Annotated in this window: 28 protein-coding genes; 9 read left to right on the top strand and 19 right to left on the bottom strand. The window is 43.2% G+C overall.

The genetic code is table 11. The features are described 5' to 3' along the window. Positions 1-3 precede the first annotated feature (3 nt). The 4 genes from OMP94_RS05665 to OMP94_RS05650 all read right to left on the bottom strand — a co-directional run bounded on the left by OMP94_RS05665 (position 4) and on the right by OMP94_RS05650 (position 5979). Positions 4-1278, bottom strand: coding sequence for a formylmethanofuran dehydrogenase subunit B (locus OMP94_RS05665; RefSeq protein ID WP_266277060.1), 1275 nt, complete (start codon positions 1276-1278; stop codon positions 4-6). An 80-nt stretch (positions 1279-1358) separates the two neighbouring features. Further along, positions 1359-1955, bottom strand: a complete 597-nt coding sequence (locus tag OMP94_RS05660) for an SPOR domain-containing protein (RefSeq protein ID WP_266277058.1) — start codon at positions 1953-1955, stop codon at positions 1359-1361. A gap of 7 nt (positions 1956-1962) precedes the next feature. Further along, positions 1963-3723 (bottom strand): arginine--tRNA ligase, encoded by a 1761-nt coding sequence (argS, locus tag OMP94_RS05655; RefSeq protein ID WP_416240448.1) that lies wholly within the window; start codon positions 3721-3723, stop codon positions 1963-1965. A 90-nt stretch (positions 3724-3813) separates the two neighbouring features. After that, positions 3814-5979 (bottom strand): primosomal protein N', encoded by a 2166-nt coding sequence (locus tag OMP94_RS05650; protein WP_266277056.1) that lies wholly within the window; start codon positions 5977-5979, stop codon positions 3814-3816. A gap of 424 nt (positions 5980-6403) precedes the next feature. Between OMP94_RS05650 and folA the strand changes: the two genes are divergently transcribed. After that, positions 6404-6892 carry a type 3 dihydrofolate reductase gene (gene folA / locus OMP94_RS05645; protein WP_266277054.1) on the top strand — a complete coding sequence of 163 codons (489 nt, stop codon included), beginning with the start codon at positions 6404-6406 and terminating at the stop codon, positions 6890-6892. Here folA and OMP94_RS05640 read toward each other — a convergent pair. From OMP94_RS05640 to OMP94_RS05630, 3 genes are read right to left on the bottom strand one after another with little or no spacing between them, the layout of a single operon-like run. Continuing rightward, complete coding sequence (locus OMP94_RS05640) at positions 6885-7118, bottom strand: TIGR02647 family protein (RefSeq protein WP_266277052.1); 234 nt, start codon at positions 7116-7118, stop codon at positions 6885-6887. The genes folA and OMP94_RS05640 overlap by 8 nt on opposite strands. Positions 7119-7129: 11 nt before the next feature. Continuing rightward, positions 7130-10735, bottom strand: coding sequence for an EAL and GGDEF domain-containing protein (locus tag OMP94_RS05635; RefSeq protein WP_266277050.1), 3606 nt, complete (start codon positions 10733-10735; stop codon positions 7130-7132). Then, positions 10728-11612, bottom strand: a complete 885-nt coding sequence (locus OMP94_RS05630) for an ABC transporter substrate-binding protein (RefSeq protein ID WP_266277047.1) — start codon at positions 11610-11612, stop codon at positions 10728-10730. Before OMP94_RS05630 ends, OMP94_RS05635 begins: the two co-directional genes overlap by 8 nt. 247 nt (positions 11613-11859) lie before the next feature. On the opposite strand from OMP94_RS05630, the gene OMP94_RS05625 reads away from it, so the two are divergent. After that, positions 11860-12108 carry a hypothetical protein gene (locus tag OMP94_RS05625; RefSeq protein ID WP_266277045.1) on the top strand — a complete coding sequence of 83 codons (249 nt, stop codon included), beginning with the start codon at positions 11860-11862 and terminating at the stop codon, positions 12106-12108. A 5-nt stretch (positions 12109-12113) separates the two neighbouring features. After that, entirely contained in the window at positions 12114-12458 is a 345-nt protein-coding gene (locus OMP94_RS05620; protein WP_266277043.1) for a pentapeptide repeat-containing protein, read from the top strand. On the opposite strand, the gene tatC is transcribed toward OMP94_RS05620, so the two are convergent. Genes tatC through hisB form a run of 10 tightly spaced genes read right to left on the bottom strand, consistent with a single transcriptional unit; the run spans position 12455 to position 17601 of the window. Beyond that, complete coding sequence (tatC, locus tag OMP94_RS05615; RefSeq protein WP_266277041.1) at positions 12455-13213, bottom strand: twin-arginine translocase subunit TatC; 759 nt, start codon at positions 13211-13213, stop codon at positions 12455-12457. The two genes, OMP94_RS05620 and tatC, sit on opposite strands and share 4 nt — an antisense overlap. Beyond that, a complete protein-coding gene (tatB, locus tag OMP94_RS05610; protein WP_266277039.1) occupies positions 13200-13505 on the bottom strand; it encodes a Sec-independent protein translocase protein TatB in 306 nt (101 codons plus the stop codon). The genes tatC and tatB overlap by 14 nt, the downstream gene beginning before the upstream one ends. Before the next feature lie 2 nt (positions 13506-13507). Beyond that, positions 13508-13756 carry a twin-arginine translocase TatA/TatE family subunit gene (tatA, locus tag OMP94_RS05605; RefSeq protein WP_266277037.1) on the bottom strand — a complete coding sequence of 83 codons (249 nt, stop codon included), beginning with the start codon at positions 13754-13756 and terminating at the stop codon, positions 13508-13510. Positions 13757-13765: 9 nt separating this feature from the next. Further along, positions 13766-14104, bottom strand: coding sequence for a histidine triad nucleotide-binding protein (locus OMP94_RS05600; protein ID WP_266277035.1), 339 nt, complete (start codon positions 14102-14104; stop codon positions 13766-13768). After that, positions 14101-14421 carry a phosphoribosyl-ATP diphosphatase gene (locus OMP94_RS05595; protein ID WP_266277033.1) on the bottom strand — a complete coding sequence of 107 codons (321 nt, stop codon included), beginning with the start codon at positions 14419-14421 and terminating at the stop codon, positions 14101-14103. Before OMP94_RS05595 ends, OMP94_RS05600 begins: the two co-directional genes overlap by 4 nt. After that, complete coding sequence (gene hisI / locus OMP94_RS05590) at positions 14418-14801, bottom strand: phosphoribosyl-AMP cyclohydrolase (protein ID WP_266277028.1); 384 nt, start codon at positions 14799-14801, stop codon at positions 14418-14420. Before hisI ends, OMP94_RS05595 begins: the two co-directional genes overlap by 4 nt. Then, on the bottom strand, positions 14798-15571 hold the full coding sequence (gene hisF, locus OMP94_RS05585) for an imidazole glycerol phosphate synthase subunit HisF (protein WP_266277026.1): 774 nt from the start codon (positions 15569-15571) through the stop codon (positions 14798-14800). Before hisF ends, hisI begins: the two co-directional genes overlap by 4 nt. Beyond that, positions 15571-16320 carry a 1-(5-phosphoribosyl)-5-[(5-phosphoribosylamino)methylideneamino]imidazole-4-carboxamide isomerase gene (hisA, locus tag OMP94_RS05580; RefSeq protein WP_266277024.1) on the bottom strand — a complete coding sequence of 250 codons (750 nt, stop codon included), beginning with the start codon at positions 16318-16320 and terminating at the stop codon, positions 15571-15573. Before hisA ends, hisF begins: the two co-directional genes overlap by 1 nt. 22 nt (positions 16321-16342) lie before the next feature. Continuing rightward, a complete protein-coding gene (gene hisH, locus OMP94_RS05575) occupies positions 16343-16975 on the bottom strand; it encodes an imidazole glycerol phosphate synthase subunit HisH (protein ID WP_266277022.1) in 633 nt (210 codons plus the stop codon). A 32-nt stretch (positions 16976-17007) separates the two neighbouring features. Further along, positions 17008-17601 (bottom strand): imidazoleglycerol-phosphate dehydratase HisB, encoded by a 594-nt coding sequence (hisB, locus tag OMP94_RS05570; RefSeq protein ID WP_266277020.1) that lies wholly within the window; start codon positions 17599-17601, stop codon positions 17008-17010. A 98-nt stretch (positions 17602-17699) separates the two neighbouring features. Between hisB and fnr the strand changes: the two genes are divergently transcribed. Both fnr and OMP94_RS05560 read left to right on the top strand, forming a co-directional pair. Beyond that, positions 17700-18449 carry a fumarate/nitrate reduction transcriptional regulator Fnr gene (gene fnr, locus OMP94_RS05565; protein ID WP_266277018.1) on the top strand — a complete coding sequence of 250 codons (750 nt, stop codon included), beginning with the start codon at positions 17700-17702 and terminating at the stop codon, positions 18447-18449. A gap of 91 nt (positions 18450-18540) precedes the next feature. After that, entirely contained in the window at positions 18541-19212 is a 672-nt protein-coding gene (locus OMP94_RS05560) for an OmpW/AlkL family protein (protein ID WP_266277016.1), read from the top strand. 81 nt (positions 19213-19293) lie between these two features. On the opposite strand, the gene murJ is transcribed toward OMP94_RS05560, so the two are convergent. After that, positions 19294-20838, bottom strand: a complete 1545-nt coding sequence (gene murJ / locus OMP94_RS05555; RefSeq protein WP_266277009.1) for a murein biosynthesis integral membrane protein MurJ — start codon at positions 20836-20838, stop codon at positions 19294-19296. A gap of 41 nt (positions 20839-20879) precedes the next feature. On the opposite strand from murJ, the gene OMP94_RS05550 reads away from it, so the two are divergent. Further along, the gene (locus OMP94_RS05550) at positions 20880-21476 is read left to right on the top strand and encodes a redoxin domain-containing protein (protein WP_266277007.1); all 597 of its coding nucleotides are present in this window, start codon (positions 20880-20882) and stop codon (positions 21474-21476) included. Here the strand turns inward: OMP94_RS05550 and OMP94_RS05545 are convergent. Further along, complete coding sequence (locus OMP94_RS05545; RefSeq protein WP_266277005.1) at positions 21473-22384, bottom strand: hydrogen peroxide-inducible genes activator; 912 nt, start codon at positions 22382-22384, stop codon at positions 21473-21475. The two genes, OMP94_RS05550 and OMP94_RS05545, sit on opposite strands and share 4 nt — an antisense overlap. A gap of 99 nt (positions 22385-22483) precedes the next feature. Between OMP94_RS05545 and OMP94_RS05540 the strand changes: the two genes are divergently transcribed. The 3 genes from OMP94_RS05540 (at position 22484) to gyrB (ending at position 26348) form a co-directional block, all read left to right on the top strand. After that, positions 22484-22648: a rubredoxin gene (locus OMP94_RS05540; protein ID WP_266277003.1), complete on the top strand. Its 165-nt coding sequence runs from the start codon at positions 22484-22486 to the stop codon at positions 22646-22648. Positions 22649-22778: 130 nt separating this feature from the next. After that, complete coding sequence (gene recF / locus OMP94_RS05535; RefSeq protein WP_266277001.1) at positions 22779-23894, top strand: DNA replication/repair protein RecF; 1116 nt, start codon at positions 22779-22781, stop codon at positions 23892-23894. 36 nt (positions 23895-23930) lie between these two features. Further along, complete coding sequence (gene gyrB / locus OMP94_RS05530; RefSeq protein WP_266276999.1) at positions 23931-26348, top strand: DNA topoisomerase (ATP-hydrolyzing) subunit B; 2418 nt, start codon at positions 23931-23933, stop codon at positions 26346-26348. The last annotated feature ends 24 nt before the right edge of the window (positions 26349-26372 follow it).

The raw sequence follows: 26372 nt of genomic DNA, 5'->3' as shown, positions 1-26372 counted from the left end.
CTCCTACAGGGCCTGTTCGACTGCACTGAGCACATCAAACACGCTCGGTAAGCCGCTGTCGCGTAATTTTTTCAAAGGTACAGAGACGACACTATCGCAACGGAAAGTGCGACCTTCATGATCGATACCTGGTACACCCACGGGAATATAAACATCCGGCTCAGTTTCAAACTGCATACCACTTCGACCCAAAACAAATGTTTGTGCCTGACTCTTAGGTGGAAGACCTGCTTGATTAAAAGCATTTACCCAAATCAAGGTATCTACTTCACCATTTGCCAACATTCGCTCACTGTTAAAAATGAACGGATCGTATTCTGGGTAACCACGTTGGAAGCTGCTACGCATTGGATAACCACTTTGCCAAGAAGCCACAGCATTAATGGTAGTGTCACCTTGTTTACCACCCAGCGGTAAACCACTGCTGCGGGTGTCTTTATTGAGTTCTTTAATGGCTTCAGACAGCATTTGAATACTGGTTTCAGCGTGATCGTAGTTCAGTAAGGTGCCAGACCAAGTAAAGACAGAATAATTTGCTGCTTTCACGGTATCTGTTAAGGCTTGTAAGTCAGTTACTGCGATACCACCGACTTGCTGTGCTTGAACTGTTTTACCTTTGATTAACGCTCGTAATACAGATAAAACTTCTGGTAAATCTGTATCATCACAAGCTAAAACTTGAGGTTTACGACCATCTGGCGAAACAGCAGCATCACCAGAGGGGGCTTTACCAAGATAAATGATTTGGCGCTGATTAATATCCAAATCAAACATGGATTCTTTTGGCCAAACAACGCGTTCGTAAAAGCGTGGGAATGAGCTTTCAATATCACTACCAACCACCACAAATACATCGGCACGATTACGTGCTTCAGTTAAGGTTGTAGTCATATAGCCGGTGTCTTGTAACACTAAGATATTGCGAAATGCAGCAACTGAGAACTGACTATCGACACTGGCACCACTTTTATCAGCCAATGCCATAGCAGCACGACCGCCATTAAGATCAGTACCTAAACCAGCAATCACAGGTTGTTTGGAGGAGCGCAGTTGTTCAGCCATATAGGAAACCGCTTGCTCAAGCGTGACTGGCTCACCTTTAATTCGTGGCTGAATATCACCTAAAGGTGCTTCAAATGCTGGGGTGTTAATGGCATCGCCATTTTCAACCACTTTGATTTGGTTACCATCAACCTCAATCACCAAATCGTCAGCCGCGATACCGCAGAAGGGACTTGCGACTTCCTGCCAGGTGTTGGCTGTGTCTGCATTACTCATATTGCAATTCCTCGGATAATACGGACTAGCTTGGGGCAACCACTCGCTGCTTCAAGCAAAACTTAACTATTTAAGTCCGTTTAACTGTGTTTGGCTCGCAATAACAACGAGTCAATCGCATTTTCACGTAATTGTTTTTGCATCGCGTCAGCCTGAGCCCGACCATTTACCGGCCCAATTTGAACACGATGCCAAGTATCTTTATCGTCAATCGTCACCGTTTGCACTTTAGACTCAACCCCTAAAAAGGCGAGTTTTGCACGGTAAGCATCCGCATCTGAAAGCTTTTTGAATGATCCGACTTGGATAATATAACTTTCAGTATCCGCAACACTGGCCGTTTGTTTTGGCTGTTCTGGTTGAGGCTGTGTCTCAACGGTTTCTTCAGGTGGTGCAGTAACAATTGTTTTTTTATCCGCTTGAGGTCTAGTGACAACTTCTTCAGATTCAGGCAATAACGTGTAAAAATCAAATGTTGGCTCTATGCCAGATGATTTCTTTTGTTCTTGTGCTGTTTTCTGTGAGCCATCAGCCGGTACATTGTCTTTTAGATGCAGTAAAAACATCACAAAAGCACCAACCACAAAACTCAACAACATTGGTCCCCACGGCATACTGCCGCGTTGCTGTTGCTGACGGTTTTGCGTGTTACGGGTATTACGTTTGGTAGCCAACACGAACCCCTTACATTGTTTGTGGCGCAGAAACGCCCATTAAACCTAAACCATTAGCAATAACTTGTCTGACTGCAGCAATCAAAGTTAAACGTGATTGCGTCAACGCAATATCATCACTAATAAATTGATATGCATTGTAGTAAGTGTGGAAATCACGGGCTAAGTCCATCAAGTAATGCGCTAACACGTGTGGTGTGTAATTAATCGCAGCTAATTCCAATACTTCTGGATAACGGGCCAACATCGTTAACAAAGCTTGTTCGTGATCGGTAGACAGAAGTTCAAGGCTGGCAAAACCGGCTTTTTGATCCCAATCAATACCACGCTCAGCGAGTTGTCTGAAGACACTACACACCCGTGCGTGTGCATATTGCACATAGTAGACAGGGTTATCGTTACTTTGTGATTTCGCCAATTCCAGATCGAAATCCATATGCTGATCAGCACTACGTAACACGTAAAAGAAACGTGCTGCATCATTACCAACTTCTTCACGAAGTTCACGTAAGGTGACAAATTCACCACTACGCGTCGACATACCGACTTTTTCAGTGCCGCGATATAACACCGCAAATTGCACTAATAAGACTTTGAGTTTGTCAGCATCTTGCTTTAATGCTTGAACGGCAGCATTAACCCTTGGGATATAACCATGATGGTCAGCACCCCAAATATCTATGATCTGATCAAAACCACGCTGATATTTATGTAAGTGATAAGCAATATCTGAAGCAAAGTAAGTTGCTTGACCATTATCGCGGACAACAACACGATCTTTTTCATCACCAAAGGCGGTTGATCTAAACCACCAAGCACCATTGTCTTGATAGAGCATATCGGCTGATTTCAATGTTTCAATGGCTTCATCGACAACACCACTTTCTACCAATGAACGCTCAGAGAACCATTCATCATATTCAGCGCCAAACTCAGCCAAATCGTCACGAATGTCACCCAAAATCGCATTCAAACCAATATCAAAAACGGTTCGGTAATCTACTGCACCCAATAACTGTTTCGCTTGTTGGGTTAAACCATCGATATGCGCTTCTTTATCACCACCTTGAGGTTCATCAGTCGGCACCCCCTCAAACACAGCATCGGCTTTACGTAAAAAGCTATCACCATGTTTTTGTTGGAGTTCAGCTGCGATATCACGGATATATTCACCACGATAACCATTACTTGGGAAAGTAAAACTTTCACCTAATAACTCTAAATAACGTAACCAAACACTGGTGGCCAAAATGTCCATTTGGCGACCCGCATCGTTAACGTAATATTCACGATGAACATCAAAACCAACTGCTTTAAGTAGGCTACTAACAACGCTACCGTAAGCTGCACCACGGCCATGACCAACATGTAATGGACCGGTTGGATTGGCTGAAACAAACTCAACTTGTACTTTTTTGCCAGCACCCACTTTACTCAATCCATACTGGCCAGATTGGCTAATGACATCATTTACAACTTGTAATTTTGCCTTTTCAGTCAAAAACAGATTGATAAAGCCAGGGCCTGCAATTTCTGCTTTCGCTAACACATCATCTTCAGCCAATTGCTCAACGATCAATGTGGCGATTTGTCGTGGATTCATTTTGGCTGGTTTTGCCAAAACCATAGCGATATTACAGGCGAAGTCGCCATGTGCTTTATCTTTGCTGCGCTCAAGGTTGATACTGACAGGCAGTTCAGCAGGTAATTGTTGTTGCTGTTGAAGCGTAGCGACGGTTTTTTCTAGCAGAGGTATCAGATGTGCTTTCAAAAGTGGTGGCATCCAATTTGATGTTTTCAAAAACAGGCATTCTAACCGATCAATGCCTTGATAACATCATTAGCCGAGCCCAAAAACGGCTTACATTAGCTCAATCGGATCGATATCCAGTGACCAACGAACTTTTCGCGCAAGTTTGGCTTTGCTAATTGTTGCTAAATGTTTATCAATTAATTGATGTAACGCGTTTCGAGATTGGCTTGAAAAAACCAATTGCGCCCGATAACGACCAGCACGTTTTTCCATAATCGCAGGAACAGGTCCCATTACTTGAACATGGTGTTGATTACCCACCTTATCGGCGAGTAATTGCAATAATTCCATCGCTTGAAAATTCACTGGTGATTCTGCGCGCCAAATTGCCCAGTAACTTGCCGGTGGTAATTGCATTGCAGAGCGTTCAGCCAATAACTCATTGGCTAGTTTGCCATAGTTTTGAGTCAATACATCAGCCCAGAATGGGTGACTGATTTGTCTTGTTTGTATCACAACTTCACCTTGTTGCTCTCCCCGTCCCGCACGTCCGGTGACTTGAATAACGGCTTGGGCTAAATATTCTGTTGCCCGAAAATCAGCACTAAATAACCCTTGATCAGCATCTAACACACCAACCAAAGTAACGTTATGAAAATCATGCCCTTTTGCCAGCATTTGGGTACCAACCAAAATAGCGGATTGGCCATTTCGAATCGGCTCAAATAAATCATCAAAGGCATTTACTTTTTGTGTTGTGTCACGATCGATTCGATATACCGGCGTATCGGGAAATAAGCCTTGCACCATTTGACTGATTTTTTCGGTACCAGCGCCATAGGTATTGAGATCAGTACTGTCACATTCGGGACATGATTCTGGAAGTCGTTGAATGAGACCGCAGTGATGACAAAACAATTGATTTTTGTGTTGATGCACAACCAGTTTTGCATCACAGCTTCGACATGTTGCTTGCCATTCACAGCTATGACACATCAAAACCGGAGCAAAGCCACGTCGATTTATAAACAACAAAACTTGTTGTTGTTTAGCTAAATGATTGGCGATTTTTTCTTGTAGTTCTCTACTGATGACAGCTTGAGGTTGCAAACTTAAATCAATCAACGACATATTGGGTAAACGAGCGTTACCAGCACGTTGTTTTAACGTTAACAATCGATAACGGTTTTGCTGAACTTGATAAAGACTTTCTAACGAGGGTGTGGCACTTCCCATTACGACGGGTACATTGACGTTTTTGGCACGCATCAATAAAACATTTTTGGCGTGATAACGAAGTCCATCTTGTTGTTTAAAAGCGCCGTCGTGTTCCTCATCAATAATCATTAAGCCAGGCCGTTTTAGTGGCATAAATACGGCTGATCTTGTTCCGATAATGACATCAGCTTCACCACTTTGGGCTAATGACCAAGCTTGTTTTCGTTGATTATCGTTAATGGCAGAGTGACTAAGTACCACTCTTCCAGTGATGCCGGCTTTAAAACGATTAACAAATTGACCACTCAGACTTATTTCAGGAATCAAAATAAGTACTTGTTTGCCAAGTTTTATTTGTTCTCTCGCTAAGGCCAAATAGACTTCGGTTTTGCCACTTCCGGTTATGCCATGTAATAAAAATGGTTGAAATTGGCCGGATTGGCCATGGATTTCATCAAAAGCGACTTGTTGTTCAGGGTTTAAAGGCCAAGTTTTTTCTTTGTTCTCGGTACTCCATTCAACATCGACATGTTGTTGTGACTCAACTAAACCTTTTTCAGCAAGCCCTTGCAAACTGGGTTTGACGTTACCTAAGCGGTTTTTTAATTCGGTTTCATCCAATCCACGTTCTGAAGTTTGCAACTCACTCAAAATGGCTTGCTGTTTTTGACCTAATTTCGGCGCTTCGCTGGGTTTAGCAGACCATACATTTTTAAGGGTTGGGCTAAGCGGTTCACCTAGGCGAATTTTTTTTGGCAAGGCCGTGGCAAAGCAGTCGCCAATAGGATGATGGTAATAAGCACTTATCCAGCGAATGAGTTCAAATCGTTCCGAATCAAAACAAGGTGAATCATCAAGACGCTCGGTGATGGTTTTTAATTTTCGATCTTGAGTTTCTTCCATTTTGATATCGGTCACGATACCGATGACTTGCTTGCTGCCAAAAGGCACTTTGGCTCTCATGCCTTTTTGCCAGACATCTGGTTGTTCATCAGACAAATAGTCGAATGTTTGTCTAAGCGGACAATTGATGGCAATTTCGATGATGCAAGACATTAATCAATACAAGTAAAGAGATAGAAAGAGTTTTATGATGTTAATGTTTTATGCCTGTGAATATTGGGATAAATTTGTTTAGCTGATTTAAATTAACAACTTAACAGCTATTTTACCTGTGGGTAACTTTCGTTTTGCGACATTGATTGCTTGTGGATAATTATGTGAGTTATCCACAGGGAATTTTATCCACAGGTTATGATCCCTAATGTTCTACCAACCATACCGATCTTGTACAGACTTTATGCAATATTGGATTTTTGTTTAAGTGTTTGAATTTAAATATTAAATTTAATTTAGTGATGATCTGGAATTTAAGCTTATCGTTGTTTGAAAATGTTGGTTTAACACTTTTGTAAACAGGTGAAAGCTTTGCCAGCGGTGTATAACTGTTATGCTGTCGCAGCTGTTTTAGGGGATGAAAATGTTATCGATAATTGTTGCGATGGATGAAAATCGATTAATAGGTCGTGATAATGACTTGCCTTGGCGGTTATCTGCGGACTTACAGTTTTTTAAACGTACTACGATGGGCAAACCGTTGATCATGGGCCGTAATACGCATGAGTCGATTGGTAGAGCCTTACCTGGAAGACGAAACATTGTTGTGACTCGTCAGGCTGATTTTCAGCCCGCTGAAGGTTGTGAATTAGCGGCCGATCCTGATTCAGCATTAAACATGTGTATTGATGAGGAAGAAGTGATGTTGATGGGCGGAGCGTCTTTGTATGAACAGTTGTTGCCCAAGGCAGATAAGCTTTATTTAACACGTGTTCAGGCATCACTTGAGGGTGATACCTGGTTTCCTGAGATTAACTGGTCAGACTGGCAGTTACTGTCGCAAGAAAAACATCAAGCAGACAGTAAAAACCAGTATGACTACTGTTTTGAAATTTATCAGCGTATTAATTGATAGGTTTCATAATACGAAGTGCTTGTTGTAAGTGTTCAGCGGCTTTATGTCCGAGTTCGGTGAGATAACCACCATCTTCGTTACTGATAAGACCTAATTCATGAAGTTGTTTGGCTGCATCAACTAAACCTTGACGCGCATCATGATGGATTTTGATTCCTTGTAATGTACTGTCTAGGTTGAAGTGAAGTAATACTTCAATTTGATCGACTTGTTGTTGGCGCATAAAAGGCTCCTTTACCTGTTTTCAGTTTGTGCAACTAACATGTTTTCGAAATCTTCAGCAGAGATCGGTTTACTAAAATAAAAACCTTGCATGAGATCGCAGCCTTTTTCTTTTAAGGCTAGAAGGTGATCATGGGTTTCAACCCCTTCAGCGAGTGTTTTTAATCCCAGTGAATGTGCCAGCGTTATCACGGCATCAACAATCGCGGCATCATCAGGATCATCAAGCATGTCAAAAACAAAGCTTTGATCGATTTTGAGTTTATTGATCGGAAATTTTTTCAGATAACTCAACGAAGAATAACCTGTTCCAAAGTCATCCAACGATAACCGAATTCCTGCAGCAGCCATGGCCTGCATTTGTTTAATGGTGAGATCCATATTAAACATGGCGACCGACTCAGTGATTTCTAGCTCGAGGTTTTTCGGGGGAAGATTGTGCGTTTCAAGTAGCTCTACGATGGTACTGACTAACATTGGGTTATTAAACTGCACGGCTGATATGTTGATAGCCATAACTAAATCTTGATGACCATCGTCATACCATTTTTTACATTGGCCAATGGCGGTGTCCAATATCCAGTGACCAATAGGATTAATCATGCCTGTCTCTTCGGCGACAGGAATAAATTCTAAAGGAGAAATGTCACCTACTGGAGGGTAGTGCCAGCGAAGTAAAACTTCAGCGCCACTGATTTTATTGGACGTAAGATCAACTTGCGGTTGGTAGGCTAAATAGAGCTGTTCACGGCTTAGGGCAAAACGTAATGCATGTTCCAGTTCCAGTTTATGGATGATCTGTGAATGCATTTCTTCTGTGAAGAACTGATATTGGTTTCGACCAGCGTGTTTAGCGCGATACATAGCGGTATCGGCATGTTTATTGAGCGTTTCAGGATCTTTACCATTATCGGGGTAAATACTGATGCCAATTGAAAGCGTAATAAATAATTGATTGTCTTCAATTTCAAATGGCTCAGTCATTTTCTCAATGAGCTTTTGGGCAACGTGTGCAGCACCATCAGCATCGGTGTCTGGTAGCAAAATAATAAATTCATCACCACCTGTTCGACAGACAGTGTCTTGATCTCGCATTTGTTTTTTAAGCTTTTCAGCAACCGAGATAAGTAGTAAGTCACCGACAGCGTGCCCAAGACTGTCGTTAATAAATTTAAAACGATCTAGGTCTAAATAAAGTAAAGCCAGTTTTTGCCCATATCGATCATTGGTAATTACTGCCTGACGAATGCGATCACTAAGTAAAGCACGGTTTGGAAGCTTGGTGAGTACATCGTGATGGGCTAAAAAGTTAATACGTTGCTCAGCTTCGCGATATTTGGTGATATCCGACATGATCGCCACGAAATTTTGACAGTGTCCATCTTGGTTATTGACTTGAGTGATAGATAACCACTGCAGATAAATTTCACCGTTTTTACGTCGGTTATAAATTTCCCCAGACCAACGACCTTCTTGTTTTAGTGATTCCCAAAGGTTTTCGTAGAAGTGCAGGCCATGTTTGCCAGACTTCAGTAAATTTGGATTTTGCTCTAGCACTTCCGACTCGTCATAACCGGTCATATCGGTGAAAGCGGCATTAACTCGGATAATACGGTTTTCGGCATTGGTAATAATGATGCCTTCATTACTATTTTTGAACACCATATTGGCAAGATTAAGTGCTTGCTCAGTTTGTTTTCGTTCACTGATGTCATCAATGATGGCGACATAGACTTTTCGATCATCATAAAAATCAGATTGTATTGAAACACTCACCGGATAAGTTGAACCATCTTTTCGCCAATGTTGGGCTTCAAACTGTAGTCTAGGTTGTTCTTGAGAGGTAAGTGGTTCAAGAATCTCCAACATCTGTTCATGTGAAATATCACGCGTTATATCCAACGGCGTCATGGTTTGGAGTTCTTCCATGCTATAACCAAGATTTTTTCTTGCTCCTTGATTAACGCGAGTAAATAGCATCGTTTCTGCATCAACGATATAAATTTCATTAAGCGAGCGTTCAAGAATATCCCCAAGCAACATATTCTCAGCCAGCATGTGCTGTTGCTCACTAGTGTCTAGAACCACACCAACGATTTGCGTCATACCCTCTTGCGTTTGACTGGCACTTAAGCAGTCTTGAACATATAGATAATGACCATCTTTATGTTTAAAACGGAATCTATTACTGACAGGTTTATCGTTATTCAACGCTCGTTGCAGGGTTTCCATGACCTGAGCGGCATCTTCCGGGTGAATATGTTGTTGCCAGTTGTGGGGATTTTTTAACCAAAAGTCAGCACTAATACCCGTAATCCCTTCTACGGATTCTGTGACATAACTAAGGCGAAATACAGGGCCAGGCAGAATATCTAATACATAAGTCACACTTGGGCTAACACGTAGCATGCTCTGTAAAAAGTCGACCGATTGTTTGAGCTCTTGGCGAAGTTGATATTGTTTTGAGACATCTTGAAAAACCAATATCACTCCAAGAATAGGCGCATCAGGTTCTGCTGTTGAGCGAATAGGCGCGGCACTATCAGAAATATGGTATCTGGTGCCATCTCGAGCTAATAGCAAAGTACTGTTGCTGAGCTCAACAACATCGCCAGTTTCAAGAACTTTGCTAACAGGATTCTCGATAGGTTCATTGTTATTGGCGTTGTATATATCAAACACACTCATCAATGATTGGCCGAGAGCTTGGCCTTCTGTCCAACCTGTTAATCGACAAGCAACAGGGTTAATGCGTGTGATAAGGCCATTAGCATCAGTCACAATCACGGCATCACCGATGGATTGCAATGTGATGTGTAAGCGTTGTTCACGATCAGTGACGTCAGCAATATATTGTTTGAGTTGCTTGCCGGTATTCACCAGCACATCACCAACCGCGGTTTGCTCAGTGTTACCTCTTAATGGATTATGCAGGTCAAAATTTTGCTGATGGAGCTGTTTAGCGAGTCCTTTTAAAACCTGAATCGGCTTTACAGCTATGGACTGAATGATGGTAATAAATAATAGGGTTGCCAATAAAAATAGAAATAAGGAAGGCAACGTTTGCTGTATAGATTGATGACCAGCTTGCGCTAGTTGGTGACTGACATCACTTTCTAAAATGAGAACAGGTGGGTGGTGATTTGAGGTGAGTAATGGCTTTTCGGTTAAATTAAGAGGAACAGCAACTAATAAGCGTCCATCATCGGCATACTGTTGAATGTCATGAAAATTATTGCTGTTAGCCAATAAGTCACGTTGGGTCGAATCAAAAATATCTTCAGCAGCAAGATGTTTCCATGCAAATTGAGAGCTATAACTTACCCGCCCTTCACTATTCACTAATACGGCAAGTTGTGCACTGTCACCGAGAACAAAACCTGAAATAGCACTTTGAACTTGTTCTAACTGTTGATTAGCGAGCGCATACTCGAGTGTATGGGCAAGCTGTAATGCGCTCTCATAGAGATGTGTTTGTGCATTTTCAGTTATTAACTCGATGCGTTCTTTGTATTCATAACGTGCCTGAAAACCGGAAATAATTAAAAACATCACCACGACAATAGTCGGGATCCATAACGCTAACCGGAACGTATCAATAGGTGACGGTTTATTCATAGTTTGGCAGCAATGAAGGACTATCTGGAATTTGGGTTAATAACCCTTGCTGCAACAAAAACTCCCCAGTTTGCTGAATATAGCTTGGTAAAGCGGTTTCCATAATACGCTGGCTCTCCTGCTTATCTGGCAGGATAAGTTGTTGGTATAAACTTCCTAATTGGCTAACGCTAACGCCAAGTCTGGGGGCAATAATGGAGTGGGCTTCTTTGGGGTGTTGTTTTAAATAGTCTAGTGCTGGCCAATAATTATCGATGAGTAATTGAAGTGACTCAGGATGCGTTTGTAAAACACTTTTTCGAGCGACCAAAACATCCATGATTTTGCTGTCTATGTGTTGGCTGTCAATCAGAAGTTTGTAGCCTAGTTCTTGTAATTTGTAGCCTGTTGGGTCAAAGGTAACAACCGCATCAATCTGACGTTTTTGCATCAATGAAAAGTGTTGGTTAACCGTAGAGGGAACGACCGTAATATCATCCACTGTAAGCTCTGCTTTTTGCAGTGCTTGGAATAATAGATAGGCACCGACGGCACCTTCTTCGACGCCGATGCGTTTACCCTTCAGATCACTGAGTTTGTTGACGTTGGGGCCGCCAATAATTTTGTCAGCACCATTTGAGATATCTGTAATTAATAGGATCTGTAAATCGTCTATCTGTTCAGAGAGTCGTAACACTTCGTCTAAAGTCAAAGCGCCAACATCCAGCTGTCCATGACGTAGCGCTCGCAAGGTTTCCGTAGAAGAGCTAAGTTCAATCAGTTTGATTCGATCTTCAGGGTATAAATCTAAAGCGCGAGCAAGATGGAGAACCTCGTAGCCAGCCCATGGAATATTGCCAACTTTTAGTGTGGGCTCATTTGCCGGCTTACAACTCATTACTAGCAGACTGCTGATGAGAATGAAGCTGGTTCCAAAGGCCCATAACAAGCGATTGAACAGGCACATCAACGTTAATCCTTAAACATTAAGGTCTAAGCCAACAATATCACAAAATTTCCGTGATACTAGTGCTAAGTTATGAGAGTGAAAGGATTTTTCTTATCAACGTATGTTGCAGTATTTAACTGAATTTGGTGTTAAGATAAATTTACTAAGACGTGAAAACGTTATTAAGGAGTTTATTATGGAAATTCCAGGTATTGCCCCTTTTGCTGGCCAACCTACTTTGACCAATCCACTTAACAACGATGATCGTCAAGTGGGACAGCAAACACAAAATCAACAAGTAGAAGAAACCAGTAATACCACGCTATCTCAAGAACAGGGACCAACAGCCTTGAGTAATGCCCTGGTGGTTAATGCTAGTGAAGAAGCTGTGGCGTCAGGATTTAATCCTGATAACCCAGGCGGCACTATCGACTTGACGGCGTAAACAGTATGGCAGCACCGATTATTTCGCACGATCCATTGTACCGTCTGTTACGTGATGGACAGATTGAACAGTTTAACCAGCGTGTTGCTGCTGGCGAGGTAGCAGATCTCACCGGTTGTGATTTCAGACATATGAACCTTCAAGGACTTAATGCTGACAAGCTGGATCTCTCGAATGCTTATTTGAGACAGGCAGATCTTAGGGGCATCGATTTTAGAGGTTGTAAGGGTCTGGAAGGCGCAAGCATTCATGGCGCTAAAATTTCAGGTGTTTACTTCCCCAAAGAACTTAGCCCTGAAGAAATAACGCTCTCACTACAGCATGGTACGCGAATGCGCTACTCGAGTTAGTCGCCGTCTTCTGTTTCTGACGACTCAGTCTCTTCGTTTTTTTTCGGTAGAAACCGAGCACAAAACAAACCTAATTCAAATAGCAGCCACATAGGTAGCGCCAAAAGGCTTTGAGAAATCACATCTGGTGGTGTCAGAAGCATGCCTATAACAAAGGCACCAACGATAACGTAAGGCCGTTTTTCTTTGAGGCTGTGTCTAGTTGTAATTCCTGTCCATATGAGCAATAGCGTTACGATCGGCACTTCAAATGCAAAACCAAAGGCAAAAAATAGTTTTAAAACGAAATTAAGGTAATGGCTGATATCAGTCATTACCGCGACACCCTCTGGTGCGGCTTGGGTTAAAAAACCAAACATCAGTGGAAACACCACAAAATAAGCAAACAAAATACCCAGGACAAATAGGACGGTACTTGCGAACATCAATGGAAAAACTATGCGTTTTTCATGTTGATATAAGCCTGGCGCGATAAATGACCAGAGCTGATAAAGCAGGACGGGCATAGACAACAAAATAGCGGTGCTTAAGGTCAGCTTGAATGGTGCTAGAAATGGCGATGCCACTTCGGTCGCAATCATGCTGCTGGTTTCAGGCAGGTGTTTGAGTAATGGATCAGATAGCAGCAGATACAAATCGTTGGCGAATGGCAGTAAACAAACAGCAATCAGTAAAATGGCCAAAATGCCACGCAATAACCGATCACGTAGCTCAACCAGATGGGAAATGAGTGGTTGTTGATCAGCGTTTTGCATCGTTATCTTCTGCTGAGTCGTTGTTTGTTCGTTTAGATTCTTTTTTTGCTGGCTGATCTAAATCAATTTTTTCATTCAGATCGGGCATATCCTCAGGTTTACGCAAAGCTTGTTTTAGCTCTTCAGCACGTAACTCAGCAGAAATTTCATTTTTGATTGACTGTAGTTGTGCACTGGCACGGCCAAGCCATAAACCGGTAATTCTTGCCAAGCGTGGCAGTCTGTCTGGGCCGACAACGACGAGTGCGACTACCGCGATAAGAAGTAACTCCCAAAAACCGATATCAAACACGGTTATTTACTTTTATCAGCGTCTTTTTCTTTTTGGCTGCTGGTTGTGGATAAATCGTTATCAACATCATGTTGAAGTTGATCGCTCTTATTATCCTTATCTTCTTCACCATCGCGTAAAGAGCTTTTAAAGCTACGAATTGCACTACCCAAGTCACCACCTAATGAGCGTAGTTTTTTTGTACCGAACAGCAGTACTACGATGACTAAAACGATAAGTAACTGCCAAACACTGATGCCGCCAAAACCCATGAGCTGCTCCTAGTGAAATCCAGGCAGGTTTCCACCGCCCAGAAGATGAATGTGTAAATGATCAACTTCTTGGCCGCCACCTGGGCCTGTGTTGATGATAGTGCGAAAACCGTCGTTTAAGCCTTGAGAAACAGCAATTTTAGGCAGGATTAATAGCATCTTTGCCAATAAGTCACTGTGTGTTTCATTAGCGTGATCTAATCTAGCAATATGCGTTTTAGGTATCACAAGGAGGTGGACATCAGCTTTGGGGTTGATGTCTTTGAAAACATAAAGCAAATCGTCTTCGTAAGCTTTGCTTGATGGAATTTCACCGGCAACAATTTTGCAAAAGATACAGTCGCTCATTTGGAACCCCGGTTGGCTTTTTCTTCAAGACCTGACAGACCAAAGCGTCGATCGAGTTCATCGAGTACGGCCTGAACATCAATATCATTATGCGCCAATAAAACCATGGAATGAAACCACAGATCCGCCGTTTCATAAATGATTTGACTGGCATCACCTGCTTTACCTGCAATAACGGTTTCAGTGGCTTCTTCACCCAGTTTTTTTAATATCTTGTCGGTGCCAGCTTGATACAAGCTCGCAACGTAAGAGCTGTCAGCATCCGCTTGTTTGCGTTGCTCTAAAACTTTGTAAAGTGCTTTGAGCGTATCACTCATGAGTAAATCTCTTTCGGATCTTTAACTACTTGCTCAACGGTTTGCCATTCACCATCTTGAAGTTGTTGGAAAAAGCAATGAACACGACCTGTATGACAAGCAATGCCTCCGACTTGTTCAACTTCTAGCAAAACAGCATCGTTGTCACAGTCGAGACGAATTGATTTTATTTGTTGTTGGTGACCAGATTGTTCACCCTTGTGCCAAATTTTTTGGCGTGAGCGTGACCAGTAAACCGCATGACCTGTGTCAGCACAAAGCTGTAATGCTTCACGGTTTAGCCAAGCCAAAGTAAGTACTTGCTTACTTTTATAGTCTTGGGTGATAACAGGTGCTAGGCCGTCGGTATTCCACTTTACTTGATCCAGCCAAGTACTCATAAGCGGACCTCAATACCTTGCTCGGCCATTTGTTGTTTGGCCTCACCAACCGTGTGTTCACCAAAGTGGAAGATGCTGGCGGCAAGCACTGCATCAGCGTGACCGAGCTTAATGCCATCGGTTAAATCTTGCAGTTTTCCCACACCGCCAGAGGCGATAACAGGAACAACAACAGCATCACTAACCGCGCGGGTCAGTTCTAAATCAAAGCCAGATTTGGTGCCATCGCGATCCATACTGGTTAGCAGGATTTCGCCTGCACCGTAGTCGACCATTTTCTTGGCCCATTCAACAGCATCAATACCGGTTGGTGTACGACCACCGTGGGTAAAGATTTCCCATCGTGGTGTTTCGCCTTCGGCTGAGACACGTTTAGCATCAATGGCGACAACGATACATTGTGAACCAAACTTTTCAGCGGATTCACGGACAAATTCAGGGTTTTTCACAGCTGCTGAGTTAATGCCAACTTTGTCGGCGCCGGCATTGAGCATTTTGCGAATATCGGCAACGGTGCGAATTCCACCCCCCACCGTTAACGGAATAAATACTTGGCTGGCAACTGCTTCAACAACATGATGCATGGTGTCGCGGTTGTCATGCGTAGCAGTGATATCCAGGAACGTCAGTTCATCTGCGCCTTGGGCATCATAGCGTTTGGCAACTTCTACCGGATCACCAGCATCACGAATATCAACAAACTGCACACCCTTTACGACGCGACCTGCATCAACGTCTAGACAAGGAATAATACGTTTTGCTAGCGCCATTAGAATTTCAGTGGTGGATTAAGTTGATCAGCCAGCTTTTGACCTTCGGCTAAATCAATTGTGCCTTCATAGATAGCACGACCAACAATTGCCCCCATCACACCTTCAGATTCGTAGTGGCAAAGCGCTTTGATATCGTCGTAGTTAGTAACACCACCTGAGGCGATAACGGGAATGTTGATAGCACGCGCTAGGTCACGCGTTGATTCCAAGTTAACACCTTGCATCATGCCGTCACGGCTGATGTCAGTATAGATAATGGCTTCAACACCATCTTGCTCGAATTGTTGAGCGATATCGATAACATCATGGTTAGACAGTTTTGACCAACCATCGATAGCAACTTTACCGTCTTTGGCATCCAGACCAACGATAATGTGGCCTGGGAATTCGGCACAGACATCACCAACAAAATGCGGTGCATTAATGGCTTTGGTACCAATGATGACGTAACGAACACCAGCATGGAGATAAGTCTGAATGGTGTCTTCATCGCGAATACCACCACCAACTTGAACATCTAAGTTAGGAAAAGCTTCACAAATGCGATGAATGACTTCGGCGTTGACAGGGTTGCCGGCAAAGGCACCATCCAAGTCGACCATATGTAAACGTTTGGCACCGGCTTCAACCCAGCGAGCGGCAACCGCTAGCGGATCCTCTGAAAATACGGTGTTATCTTCCATGCGTCCCTGACGCAGACGAACGCAGTGACCTTCTTTCAGATCAATGGCAGGGATTAACAACATAACGCTTTCTCCATACGATGACTTAGGACTGTCCGTCCCATTGCACAAAATTATTTAACAACTGCAGCCCGGCCTGCTGACTTTTTTCCGGGTGAAACTGTGCGGCGAATACATTTTCACGAGCCATGGCACTGGCAAATGCCTCGTGATAGGTCGTTTCACCGGCGACTTCAGTGGTGTTTACTGGATCAACATAATAGCTGTGAACAAAGTAAAAACGACTTTCGTCAGGTATATCTTGCCATAAAGGGTGGTTCAGACTTTGTTTTACCTGATTCCAGCCCATGTGTGGCACTTTAAATCCTGCTTTAGCAGCGGCATCAAAATAACGCACTTCACCAGCAAACAAGCCAAGACCATCGACACCATTATTTTCGGCACTGCGACTTAGCATCGCTTGCATCCCCAAACAAATACCAAGAAATGGTTTTTGTTTGGCTACCTCTGCGATAACACCCAGCAAATCACGTTGTTGTAGTTCGCTCATGCAATCACGGATTGCACCTACGCCGGGAAACAATACGTGGCTGGCCGCTTGAATAACAGCAGGTTCAGCAGTCACGGAGATTTTCGCCTTAGGTGCAACCGTTTCTAATGCTTTCGCGACAGAGCGCAGATTGCCCATGCCGTAATCAATTACTGCAATTTCAGACATATTGAATCCGAATCAATCCTAAAAGGTTGAGCCTATAAGGCGCCTTTCGTTGAAGGCAATTGTCCAAGCGCACGCTCATCAAGCGCCACCGCCATACGTAATGCCCGACCAAATGCTTTGAAAATCGTTTCAGCAATGTGGTGAGCGTTACGGCCTTTAAGATTATCAATATGCAGTGTCATGCCTGCGTGGTTAACCAAGCCTTGGAAAAACTCATAAAACAGATCAACGTCAAACTCACCGATTTTGTCGCGAGTAAAAGTAACGTCAAACTCTAAGCCTGGTCTGCCAGACAGATCGAGTACAACACGTGACAATGCCTCATCCAGCGGTACATATGAATGTCCGTAACGGATGACACCTTTTTTATCACCGAGAGCTTGTTTTAGCGCCTGACCGATAGTGATGCCGGTATCTTCAACCGTGTGGTGAGCATCAATATGTAAATCACCTTTGGCTTTAACGCTAAGGTCAAATAAGCCATGGCGGGCGATTTGTTCCATCATGTGATTCAGAAATGGCACGCCGGTTTCTGCGTGAAATTGTCCGGTGCCGTCCAGATTCAGGGAAACCTCGATTTGGGTTTCCAGCGTGTTACGCGCAATGGTTGCGCTACGAGCGGTCATGATGTTTCCTGAAGTTGCTTGAATTAGAAGCAAATAATAACCGTTTGAGGCTGCGGTTTAAAGCGTTATCATAGCAACTCGCAAGAATGGAAACCGTAATGATGCAAAATGCCGCCATAATCCCTCTGCTCAAGGATGTTGCACGACAAGAGCACCAGTTACAGCTAACCTGCGAATCATGTGCGTTGTACAGCCTTTGTTTACCTTTAGGTCTACATCGAAATGATTTGGAAACGCTTGATAGTATTATCAAACGCAGCAAACCATTAACGCGCGGCCAAGCGCTATACGAGATGTCTGAAAACTTCGATAGCCTGTATGTTGTGCGCTCAGGCGCATTTAAAACAACATTGTCGACCGAAGATGGCCGAGAACAAATCACAGGCTTTTATTTGCCGGGTGATCTGATTGGAATGGATGCAATTCATACTGGTAGTTATCAAGCAACGGCAAAAGCACTCAGTAGCAGTAGTGTTTGTGCACTGCCCTACTCAAGTTTACAAGAGTTAAGCCAGGCCATTCCTGCGCTGCAACAACAAATCTATAACCGTCTTAGCAAAGAGTTATCAAACGATAAGCATCTCCTAATGGCCTTGGGGCAAAAAACCGCAATGGAAAAGCTGGTAGGTTTTTTACTGTCTTTATCGCGTCGCTTTGAAGAGCGTGGCTATGCTGCAAACACCTTTGAATTGCCTATGTCACGTATTGATATTGCCAATCATTTAGGGCTTGCAATTGAGACGATTAGTCGGTTGTTGGGGCAATTGGTTAATGACGATTTGATCGCCTGCCAAGGTAAGTCCATAACTCTGATTGATAAGCCAGCATTAAAAAAACTTTGTAATTAATTCATAGACAGCGTGGTTCTTGACCTAGATCAAGGACGCTTTGCACAGAACTTCTAAGATCTGCTCTAACACTTTTTGTTGGAGTACTGCTATGAAACCATTAATTGCTATTGCTACTTTGCTTGTCCCTGCACTTCTGCCTTTACCTGCGCTGGCTTATGACGCTGGCGATTGGTTGGTTCGTGGTCGTGTTATCAATGTTAATCCTAATGATAGCAGCGGTTCATTAAGCTTGAACGGTGCTGATACCGGTCTTAAAGGCGTTAAAGTCGACAGTGATACCGTGCCTGAACTTGATATCACTTATATGATTTCACCTAACTGGGGGGTTGAACTGATCCTTGGTTACTCTGAGCACACTGTCAAAGGTGAAAACAGCTGGGCAGGTTTAGGTGATGTTATTGATACCAAAGTGTTGCCACCAACGCTGACACTGCAATATCACTTCAGACCGAATTCAGATATTCGCCCTTATGTAGGTGCTGGTGTCAACTACACCTATTTCTTTGATGAAAAAGTACCAAGCAGCTCTGCATTGAGTAGCCCTGGCGACAAAGTTAGCTTAGAAAGCTCATGGGGTTGGGCGTTGCAAGCGGGTGTGGATGTCGCTTTGAATCAAGATTGGTTTATCAATATGGATGTTAAATACCTTGATATTGATACCACTGCGAGCTTCAAAAACATCATGGGTAACAACATTGCAAAGATTGATGCCGATATTGATCCTTGGGTCTTCGGTGTGGGTTTAGGTCGTCGTTTCTAATAACTACGGTTAAGCCCTAAAAGTTATTTCTAAAACCTCTTTCTGATTAATCCGTTTAGCCCGCCTTTTGGCGGGCTTTTTTTACAAGGTATCAGCAGGTTTAACTAGCGCTTTTAACCGAATGCCACACAATCTCAGTGCAGCGAAGTAAACTAGGGCACTGCCTATAATCAACATCGCTAACCATTGCATACGTAGCCAAACGGACGCTTGTTGCCAAGCTAGTGTTTCTGGTGTGAATAACAATAAGATGGCCAATAAACCGGCATTAGCAAACAACAATCTTATGAAGAAACCTAACCAGCCATTATTCGGTTGATAAACTCGCAGTTGGCGTAAGCCTCGATAGAGCAAGAAAGCATTTAACATCGCTGATAAAGCTGTTGCTAAAGCGAGGCCAACATGTGCCAGATAAAGCATTAAAACAATGTTTAAGCCCATGTTTACCACCATGGCAATAATGCCGATTTTGACAGGGGTTTTGGTATCTTGGCGGGCAAAGTAGCCGGGCGCTAACACTTTGATAAAGATGAATGGCAACAGGCCTAAGCTATAGGCCATCAAGCTAAGTGATGCTTCATGAGCATCATGTGCAGTGAATTCACCATATTGGAACAAGGTTAATAACAGTGGTTCTGCCAAAATCAGCAGTCCCAGCATGGCCGGTGTGCCAATTAAAAAGACCCAACGTAGTCCCCAGTCCAATGTATTTGAAAAAGCCTCTCCAGCAGCGCTGGCATGCTTTTTTGACAGGTTTGGCAGGATGACAGTGGCTAAAGCAATACCAAAGACACCTAATGGAAACTCAACTAGCCGGTCCGAGTAATACAGCCACGAAATACTACCAGTAATCAAAAACGAGGCCAGTAAGGTATCTAACAGTAAATTGATTTGTGCTACCGAGACACCAAACATGGCTGGCAGCATTAGTTTCAGGATCTTCTGAACGCCACTATCTCGCCAGCCCCAACGAGGTTTTGGCAGACTGCCAATTTGTTGTAGAAATGGCAACTGAAACATCAGCTGCACCAAACCACCAATAAATACGCCCCACGCTAATGCTTTGACCGGCTCATCAAGGTTTGGTGCTAGCCAAATTGCCGAACCAATCAGAGATAGGTTTAAAAACACTGGGGTAAATGCCGGTACGGCAAACTTTCCAAAACTGTTAAGAATCGCGCCACTAAATGCGGTGAGCGAGACGAATAATAAATAAGGAAAAGTGATGGCTAATAATTGCCCGGCAAGTTCAAGCTTTTCTGGTTCATCTAGAAAACCTGGCGCAAAAATCATAATGATGATTGGAGCAGCGATGACACCAATGAGCGTGATAAAAAACAAAACACCAAACAAGGTCCCTGCCGTGGAGGCAATTAAGGATTTGAGATCTTTGTCGCCCTTCTCACGATACTCAGCTAAAACCGGAATAAAGGCCTGTGAAAAGGCACCCTCGGCAAATAAACGTCGTAAAAAGTTTGGGATCTTAAATGCGACAAAGAAAACGTCAGCACCGACGCCGGCACCAAAAAAACGAGCGATAACAATGTCGCGAACAAAGCCCATGATTCGCGATAAAAACGTCATCAGGCTGACAATCAGCGTAGACTGAAACAGTTTTTCTTTCATGGGCACCTGCTATTATCGCCCAGCCATTGAAGATGAGGCTGATGCAAGACTTAATCAAAAACATGCATTCTAAGCGTTTTCTACTGATATATCTTGCAGTGGTCGCTATTTTGTTGTTGATTTATCTTGGTCAGCAGTCTCCATTTACGTCAGATTCAGATAAGACATTAACCAGCTCGATGGCTTACCAATGGTCGCCAGCTAAACCTTTGCCTGATTTTATGCTTCAGGATAAAAACCAGCAGTTATACAGCAATGCCGATCTATTGGGACATTGGCATTTTTTATATATTTACGATGGTCGTTGCCAACCCCAATGTGAAGCGATTTGGCAGGTAATAAGAAACCTTGCTGAACGCCATGCCGGAGACACTTTGCAGTTTTGGATCATTGATATTACTGACGACCAGACAGCTCACAATATTCCATCGTCGATTCCAGTACTTTTTGATCCCATGGCTAAGCATGAATTAGCAACATTTTTTGTGACGTCAACGTCATCAGAAACGTTATACGCCAGCCTTTTTCTCGTCGGCCCAGACGGTAATTGGCACGCGGGGTTTCATGCCCCTTTTACCTCGAAAAGTTTGCAAATGCATTATTTACAGCTCCGTGATGCGCTTGCCAAAGCAGGTTAAACCGGATTTTTTTCCAAGGCTTGGGTGAAACTATCTGCTAATTGCTCCAGCGCTGCGGTTCGACGGAAACTTGGCCGCCAAACAAAGCCGATGTCACGTTGTGCAGATTGCTCACCCTTGAGTTGTCGTAACTCAATTTCAGCATTGCGTACCATGTCTGAGTTAATCGCCATCTGCGGTATTAAGGTAATCCCTAGTCCGCTGGCAACCATTTCAATTAGCGTATAGAGGCTGGTCGCTTGCACACTTTTTCGTTGAGCAGATAACGGCAACTGACAGGCGCTCAAAGCATGTTCACGCATGCAATGCCCTTCAGCTAATAATAATAGTTCGCTTGTCGGTAACTGATCTGGGCTGACAACGTCATTTTTCGCCAGTGGGTGTGACTTTGGTAAGGCTACCCAAAATGGCTCTTGGGCAAATACTCGCGTACTGAGATTACGTGTATTAAATGGGAACGCTAATACGGCAACATCCAGTGTGCCTGCCTCGATTTGATCTAGCAGTCTCTCTGTTTGATCTTCAATCAGCACGACTTCTAGTTGTGGTAAGTTTTTGCGTACGGCAGGTAATACCCTTGGTAACAAGAAAGGGCTAATGGTTGGGATGACGCCAATTCTGATTCGCCCAGCAAGTGGGTTGTTAGCGGTGTGGGCAAGATCAACTAAGTCATCCGTCAGTGACAGGATTTGTCGTGCTCGACGTGCAATCTCCTCGCCCATCGGTGTTGTTAATACTTTTCGGTTAGTACGTTCTAGAAGTGCGGTTTCTAAAAGATCCTCTAGATCTTGAATACCGGCACTAAGCGTAGATTGGGTGACAAAACACTTTTCAGCGGCCTTACCAAAATGCTTTTCTTCAACCACTGCGGTTAAGTACTGTAACTGACGTAAAGTTGGTATACGCATAATCGGAAAATCCACTTATTAAGCAGTTAATCATTTATTAGACATACGTTAGCACAAAACATAAACTAGTCACACAACGTCTTGAACTGGGAGAAATTTATGCGCCAATGGCAATGTGTTGTTTGCGGTTTTATTTATGATGAGGCCAAAGGTTTGCCGGAAGAAGGTATTGCACCAGGTACATCTTGGGATGACATTCCTGAAGACTGGGAATGCCCTGAATGCGGTGTCGGAAAAGATGATTTTGAAATGGTAGAAATTTAAAAAATATTTTTATGCCACACAACCATCCATTTGTGTGGCGTCGTTTTTAAAATTTAATTTAAATACTAAACGAACAATCTTCCGCTTTTGACTAATCACTACGATTTACTGACCCGCAAAAAGCATTCCTATGCTTAGCCAAATACAAATTACCCACTTTCGAAATTTAACCGATGTGTCATTAACACCCGCACCTCGGGTTAATTTATTTTTAGGTGAAAATGGTGCTGGCAAAACGAGCTTGCTTGAAGCAATCCACATGCTTGGATTAGGGCGTTCTTTTAGAACGCGGCAATTAAAAAACATCGTTGAGAGTGAAAAACAATTTTGTCGTGTTGTTGGCAAAATTTCTTCTCAAACCCCGGTTGGTTTTCAATATGAACCACCACGCGGCATTCAAATTCGTTTGAATAATGCTCCACTAAAAAAGCTGTCTGATCTTGCCAGTCATCTTCCCTTACAGTTTATTCCAGCGAACTGTCATGAGTTCTTCGAACTTGGTCCGCGCTTCCGTCGTAAGCTAGTTGATTGGGGATTGTTTCACGTGGAACAGTCCTTTTTGTATCATTGGCAGTCTTATAAGAAATGCCTTCAGCAACGTAATTCGGCACTACGACAACAAAAATCAAATGCCGAAATTCAACTTTGGGATACACACTTAGTACAACATGGTGAGCAATTAAATAGTCTTAGACAGGCATATTTGAAAAGAGTGTTAGCTGCTTTTAAACCCCTATTTGCTAGAGTGTGTCCAGAGTTATCGTCACGGAAATTTGATCTCAGATATTTGTCTGGTTGGCCTAAGGATCAAGCGTTTGCAGATGTGCTAAAGCAAACTATAGAACGTGACCGCGCCCTCGCCTACACACGTTCAGGTGCACATGCAGCTGATTGGTCGCTACGGATTGATGGGACAGATCCTGCTGAGATGTTATCGAGAGGCCAACAAAAACTCTTTTATCTTGCGTTGAGCTTAGCCCAAGTTCAACTGTTAATGATGCAAGATCGTGAAACCGAAAGCTTACTTCTGATTGATGACCTCAGCTCTGAGTTAGATGAGCAGCACCAGCAGTTAGTGCTGAGTTTACTGGCTGAGTTTTCTGTCCAGAGCTTTGTTTCAAGCACCAACATGATGCTGGAAAATAGGCTTGAACCAATAAAATCTCATGCTGTGTTTCACGTGAAACATGGCCAAGTTGACACTGTTAATCTGCCTGTCCCTGAGAGCGGATACATAGTAGAATGATAGGTTAAACCATGTGTTGTACAGGAATAGAATTTCATGACCACAGACAATAATAATAGTTACGACTCAAGTAATATTAAAGTACTTAAAGGCTTGGATGCGGTCAGAAAACGCCCTGGCATGTATATCGGTGACACAGATGATGGCACCGGCTTACATCACATGGTATTCGAAGTGTTAGATAACTCTATCGACGAGTCGTTGGCCGGACACTGCTCTGAAATCAATGTCAGAATTCATGCAGATGATTCTGTTTCGGTAGAAGACAACGGTCGTGGTATTCCCGTTGATATTCACGAAGAAGAAGGTGTTTCTGCCGCCGAAGTTATCATGACCGTTCTGCATGCCGGCGGTAAGTTTGATGATAACTCCTATAAAGTTTCTGGTGGTTTGCATGGTGTAGGTGTTTCAGTTGTAAACGCCCTCTCCAAAAAACTGACTATGGAAATTCATCGTAACAACACCATCTATCGTCAAAGTTATACCCATGGTGTTCCTGATGCACCATTAACGGGTTTTGAAGAAACGAATCATACTGGTACGAAGATTCAGTTCTGGCCTAGTGAAGAAACATTCACGAATGTCACTTTTGAATATAAATTATTAGCAAAACGTATTCGTGAATTAGCTTTCTTAAACTCGGGTGTCAGAATTGTTTTAACTGATGAGCGTGATGAAAAAAGTGAAGTGTTTCATTACGAGGGTGGGATCAGCGCTTTCGTTCAACATTTAAACAAAAATAAAACGCCAATAAACGAAAGCATTATTAATATTACAGGCACGCGTGATGATGTTGTCGTTGAGTTATCCATGCAGTGGAATGACTCTTACCAAGAAAATATTTATTGTTTCACAAACAATATTCCCCAGCGTGATGGTGGTACACATTTAGCTGGTTTTCGAGCAGCATTAACGCGTACATTAAATCAGTACATTGAAACCGAAGGCCTAGCGAAAAAATCAAAAGTCGAAACAAGTGGTGATGATGCGCGTGAAGGTTTGACTGCGGTTCTTTCGGTGAAAGTGCCAGATCCAAAGTTCTCTTCACAAACTAAAGATAAATTAGTTTCTTCTGAAGTTCGCTCTATCGTTGAGTCATTGGTTAACGAGTACTTCAGCGATTTCTTATTGGAAAACCCAGCGGATGCTAAGCTCATTGCCAATAAGATGGTTGAAGCGGCTCGAGCGCGTGATGCAGCCCGTAAAGCACGTGAGTTAACACGTCGTAAAGGTGTATTAGATATCGCGGGTTTACCGGGCAAACTGGCGGACTGTCAGGAGCGTGACCCTGCCCAATCTGAACTATTCTTAGTGGAAGGGGACTCGGCCGGTGGTAGTGCTAAACAGGGCCGAGATCGTCGTACCCAAGCCATTTTGCCACTAAAAGGAAAAATCCTTAACGTGGAGCGTGCACGTTTTGACAAAATGATTAGTTCAGCAGAGGTCGGCACTTTGATTACTGCGTTAGGTTGCGGTATTGGTCGTGATGAATATGACCCCGAAAAGCTGCGTTATCATCACATCATCATCATGACCGATGCTGACGTCGACGGTTCACATATTCGTACCCTGCTTCTGACTTTCTTCTATCGTCAAATGCCTGAGTTAATCGAACGTGGCCATGTGTACATTGCGCAGCCACCTTTGTATAAGATTAAAAAAGGTAAGCAAGAACGTTACGTAAAAGATGATGCTGAAATGGAGCGTTATCTGACTGAAGTTGCGTTGAACAATGCCAGCCTTTACCCAACAGCTGACTCGGCCCCAATCGAAGGCAGTGCGTTGTCAGTATTGGTTGAAGAGTATCAAACAATTACAGCAATCGTGCGTAGACTGTCTAATCACTACTACCCTGCTTTCTTAGATCAATTGATTTATCTAGCTGAGATCCCGAGTTTAACTGATGATAAGGCTATGCGGCCGTGGTTGGATGAAATAAACGTTAAACTTAACTATGGCATGCCAACGGGTACATCTCACCAGATATCGGTTGAAAAGCATGATCAAGAGCCATTACCGCATATCAACATTAGCTTTAGCCGTCATGGTATTAGTACGGATTACCATGTCCCTGGTGAGTTCTTCTCAAGTACAGAATATGCAAAAATCTTGGCATTCTCTAACAAAATCAATGGCTTGATTGGTGAGGGTGCTAAGGTTGTACGTGGTGAGCGTGAGCAAGAAACGCGTGACTTTGCTGAAGTGGTTCGCTGGTTATTGTCTGAAGCACGTCGTGGGCAGCATGTACAGCGCTACAAAGGTCTGGGAGAGATGAACCCGGATCAGTTGTGGGAAACCACTATGGATAAGAGCAAGCGTCGTCTGCTGCAAGTTCGCATCATCGATGCTATTGCAGCCGATGAAACCTTTAACACGCTCATGGGCGACAACGTAGAACCACGTCGTGAGTTTATCGAAACGCATGCATTACAAGCTTCTAACCTAGATATTTAATCAACAGTTAAAAGTTATGGAAAA

It is taken from the genome of Methylophaga sp. OBS3 (genome assembly GCF_026319325.1).
In the GTDB taxonomy this organism is placed as follows: Bacteria; Pseudomonadota; Gammaproteobacteria; order Nitrosococcales; family Methylophagaceae; genus Methylophaga.
The sequence above is the reverse complement of the archived record's forward strand: the minus strand, read 5'-3'. Positions and strand labels throughout refer to the sequence as shown.

Coding starts and splice junctions, on each gene's coding strand:
- OMP94_RS05665 (WP_266277060.1), bottom strand. CDS start 1,278: ATGAGTAATGCAGACACAGCCAACACCTGGCAGGAAGTCGCAAGTCCC.
- OMP94_RS05650 (WP_266277056.1), bottom strand. CDS start 5,979: ATGTCTTGCATCATCGAAATTGCCATCAATTGTCCGCTTAGACAAACA.
- folA (WP_266277054.1), top strand. CDS start 6,404: ATGTTATCGATAATTGTTGCGATGGATGAAAATCGATTAATAGGTCGT.
- OMP94_RS05640 (WP_266277052.1), bottom strand. CDS start 7,118: ATGCGCCAACAACAAGTCGATCAAATTGAAGTATTACTTCACTTCAAC.
- OMP94_RS05635 (WP_266277050.1), bottom strand. CDS start 10,735: ATGAATAAACCGTCACCTATTGATACGTTCCGGTTAGCGTTATGGATC.
- OMP94_RS05630 (WP_266277047.1), bottom strand. CDS start 11,612: ATGAGTTGTAAGCCGGCAAATGAGCCCACACTAAAAGTTGGCAATATT.
- OMP94_RS05625 (WP_266277045.1), top strand. CDS start 11,860: ATGGAAATTCCAGGTATTGCCCCTTTTGCTGGCCAACCTACTTTGACC.
- OMP94_RS05620 (WP_266277043.1), top strand. CDS start 12,114: ATGGCAGCACCGATTATTTCGCACGATCCATTGTACCGTCTGTTACGT.
- tatC (WP_266277041.1), bottom strand. CDS start 13,213: ATGCAAAACGCTGATCAACAACCACTCATTTCCCATCTGGTTGAGCTA.
- tatA (WP_266277037.1), bottom strand. CDS start 13,756: ATGGGTTTTGGCGGCATCAGTGTTTGGCAGTTACTTATCGTTTTAGTC.
- OMP94_RS05600 (WP_266277035.1), bottom strand. CDS start 14,104: ATGAGCGACTGTATCTTTTGCAAAATTGTTGCCGGTGAAATTCCATCA.
- OMP94_RS05595 (WP_266277033.1), bottom strand. CDS start 14,421: ATGAGTGATACGCTCAAAGCACTTTACAAAGTTTTAGAGCAACGCAAA.
- hisI (WP_266277028.1), bottom strand. CDS start 14,801: ATGAGTACTTGGCTGGATCAAGTAAAGTGGAATACCGACGGCCTAGCA.
- hisF (WP_266277026.1), bottom strand. CDS start 15,571: ATGGCGCTAGCAAAACGTATTATTCCTTGTCTAGACGTTGATGCAGGT.
- hisA (WP_266277024.1), bottom strand. CDS start 16,320: ATGTTGTTAATCCCTGCCATTGATCTGAAAGAAGGTCACTGCGTTCGT.
- hisH (WP_266277022.1), bottom strand. CDS start 16,975: ATGTCTGAAATTGCAGTAATTGATTACGGCATGGGCAATCTGCGCTCT.
- hisB (WP_266277020.1), bottom strand. CDS start 17,601: ATGACCGCTCGTAGCGCAACCATTGCGCGTAACACGCTGGAAACCCAA.
- fnr (WP_266277018.1), top strand. CDS start 17,700: ATGATGCAAAATGCCGCCATAATCCCTCTGCTCAAGGATGTTGCACGA.
- OMP94_RS05560 (WP_266277016.1), top strand. CDS start 18,541: ATGAAACCATTAATTGCTATTGCTACTTTGCTTGTCCCTGCACTTCTG.
- murJ (WP_266277009.1), bottom strand. CDS start 20,838: ATGAAAGAAAAACTGTTTCAGTCTACGCTGATTGTCAGCCTGATGACG.
- OMP94_RS05550 (WP_266277007.1), top strand. CDS start 20,880: ATGCAAGACTTAATCAAAAACATGCATTCTAAGCGTTTTCTACTGATA.
- OMP94_RS05545 (WP_266277005.1), bottom strand. CDS start 22,384: ATGCGTATACCAACTTTACGTCAGTTACAGTACTTAACCGCAGTGGTT.
- OMP94_RS05540 (WP_266277003.1), top strand. CDS start 22,484: ATGCGCCAATGGCAATGTGTTGTTTGCGGTTTTATTTATGATGAGGCC.
- recF (WP_266277001.1), top strand. CDS start 22,779: ATGCTTAGCCAAATACAAATTACCCACTTTCGAAATTTAACCGATGTG.
- gyrB (WP_266276999.1), top strand. CDS start 23,931: ATGACCACAGACAATAATAATAGTTACGACTCAAGTAATATTAAAGTA.